Source organism: Shigella sp. FJ200513 (assembly GCF_040495915.1).
GTDB lineage: Bacteria > Pseudomonadota > Gammaproteobacteria > Enterobacterales > Enterobacteriaceae > ECMA0423.
In genome coordinates, this window is sequence record NZ_JBDYCV010000208.1 from 1 (window position 1) to 2,375 (window position 2,375).

Genomic DNA, 2,375 nt, shown 5'->3' on the forward strand with positions numbered 1-2,375 from the left:
ATGGAAATGGAAGCCACGCAAGCACCTTAAAATCACCATCATACACTAAATCAGTAAGTTGGCAGCATTACCCTGTTACCCATCCAATTGTTCAAAATTCTTGCTGATGAAACCCGTCTGGGCATCGTTTTACTGCTTAGCGAACTGGGAGAGTTATGCGTCTGCGATCTCTGCACTGCCCTCGATCAGTCGCAGCCCAAGATATCCCGCCATCTGGCATTGCTGCGTGAAAGCGGGCTATTGCTGGACCGCAAGCAAGGTAAGTGGGTTCATTACCGCTTATCGCCGCATATTCCAGCATGGGCGGCGAAAATTATTGATGAAGCCTGGCGATGTGAACAGGAAAAGATTCAGGCAATTGTCCGCAACCTGGCCAGACAAAACTGTTCCGGAGACAGTAAGAACATTTGCAGTTAAAAATTTAGCTAAACACATATGGATTTGCACATGTGTTTTATCCGGGAGGCATTATGTTACTGGCAGGCGCTATCTTTGTCCTGACCATCGTATTGGTTATCTGGCAGCCGAAAGGTTTAGGCATCGGCTGGAGTGCAACGCTCGGCGCGGTACTGGCGTTGGTTACGGGCGTGGTTCATCCGGGTGATATTCCGGTGGTGTGGAATATCGTCTGGAACGCGACGGCGGCGTTTATTGCCGTCATTATCATCAGCCTGCTGCTGGATGAGTCCGGCTTTTTTGAATGGGCAGCGCTGCACGTTTCACGCTGGGGCAATGGACGCGGTCGCTTGCTGTTTACCTGGATTGTCCTGCTCGGCGCCGCCGTTGCGGCCCTGTTTGCCAATGATGGCGCGGCGCTTATTTTGACGCCGATTGTCATCGCCATGCTGCTGGCTTTAGGATTCAGTAAAGGCACGACGCTGGCGTTCGTGATGGCGGCCGGATTCATTGCCGATACCGCCAGCCTGCCGCTTATTGTCTCCAACCTGGTGAATATCGTTTCCGCTGATTTCTTTGGCCTCGGCTTTCGCGAATACGCCTCGGTGATGGTGCCGGTGGATATCGCCGCGATTGTTGCCACGCTGGTGATGCTACATCTCTATTTTCGCAAAGATATTCCGCAGAACTACGATATGGCGCTGCTGAAATCTCCCGCAGAAGCGATCAAAGATCCTGCTACGTTCAAAACTGGCTGGGTTGTTTTACTGCTTCTGCTGGTGGGATTTTTCGTCCTGGAACCGCTCGGCATTCCGGTGAGCGCCATTGCAGCTGTGGGCGCACTGATATTATTTGTCGTCGCTAAACGCGGTCATGCGATTAATACGGGTAAAGTCCTGCGCGGTGCCCCCTGGCAGATTGTCATCTTCTCGCTCGGCATGTATCTGGTGGTTTATGGCCTGCGCAATGCCGGATTAACGGAATATCTTTCTGGCGTACTCAACGTGCTGGCGGATAACGGCCTGTGGGCCGCGACGCTCGGCACCGGATTCCTCACCGCCTTCCTCTCTTCTATTATGAACAATATGCCGACGGTACTGGTTGGCGCGTTGTCCATTGATGGCAGCACGGCATCTGGCGTTATCAAAGAAGCGATGGTTTATGCCAACGTGATTGGCTGCGATTTGGGGCCGAAAATTACCCCGATTGGTAGCCTGGCAACGCTGCTCTGGCTGCACGTACTTTCGCAGAAGAATATGACTATCAGCTGGGGATATTACTTCCGTACAGGGATTATCATGACCCTGCCTGTGCTGTTTGTGACGCTGGCTGCGCTGGCGCTACGTCTCTCTTTCACTTTGTAATGAGATACTGATATGAGCAACATTACCATTTATCACAACCCGGCCTGCGGCACGTCGCGTAATACGCTGGAGATGATCCGCAACAGCGGCACAGAACCGACCATTATCCATTATCTGGAAACTCCGCCAACGCGCGATGAACTGGTCAAACTCATTGCCGATATGGGGATTTCCGTACGCGCGCTGCTGCGTAAAAACGTCGAACCGTATGAGGAGCTGGGCCTTGCGGAAGATAAATTTACTGACGATCGGTTAATCGACTTTATGCTTCAGCACCCGATTCTGATTAATCGCCCGATTGTGGTGACGCCGCTGGGAACTCGCCTGTGCCGCCCTTCAGAAGTGGTGCTGGAAATTCTGCCAGATGCGCAAAAAGGCGCATTCTCCAAGGAAGATGGCGAGAAAGTGGTTGATGAAGCGGGTAAGCGCCTGAAATAAAGCGGCGATATCCACTGCCGATAGTTGGTAAAGTGCGCTTTGTTTATGTCGGATGCGACGCTAACGCGTCTTATCCGACCTACAAAACCGTGCAAATTCAGGTAATGCTGCCAACTTACTAATTTAGTGTATGATGGTGATTTTAAGGTGCTTGCGTGGCTTCCATTTCCATCAGAT

Annotated in this window: 3 protein-coding genes; all 3 read left to right on the forward strand. The window is 51.8% G+C overall.

The window, feature by feature from the left end; translation table 11 throughout:
* Positions 1-66: 66 nt before the first annotated feature.
* Genes arsR through arsC form a run of 3 tightly spaced genes read left to right on the forward strand, consistent with a single transcriptional unit; the run spans position 67 to position 2,198 of the window.
* The gene (arsR, locus tag ABZJ92_RS21435; RefSeq protein ID WP_024259314.1) at positions 67-417 is read left to right on the forward strand and encodes an As(III)-sensing metalloregulatory transcriptional repressor ArsR; all 351 of its coding nucleotides are present in this window, start codon (positions 67-69) and stop codon (positions 415-417) included.
* Positions 418-470: 53 nt separating this feature from the next.
* Entirely contained in the window at positions 471-1,760 is a 1,290-nt protein-coding gene (gene arsB / locus ABZJ92_RS21440) for an arsenite/antimonite:H(+) antiporter ArsB (RefSeq protein ID WP_000922639.1), read from the forward strand.
* Between the two features lie 12 nt (positions 1,761-1,772).
* Positions 1,773-2,198, forward strand: a complete 426-nt coding sequence (gene arsC / locus ABZJ92_RS21445; RefSeq protein ID WP_000065769.1) for a glutaredoxin-dependent arsenate reductase — start codon at positions 1,773-1,775, stop codon at positions 2,196-2,198.
* Positions 2,199-2,375: the final 177 nt, after the last annotated feature.

Coding starts and splice junctions, on each gene's coding strand:
- arsB (WP_000922639.1), top strand. CDS start 471: ATGTTACTGGCAGGCGCTATCTTTGTCCTGACCATCGTATTGGTTATC.
- arsC (WP_000065769.1), top strand. CDS start 1,773: ATGAGCAACATTACCATTTATCACAACCCGGCCTGCGGCACGTCGCGT.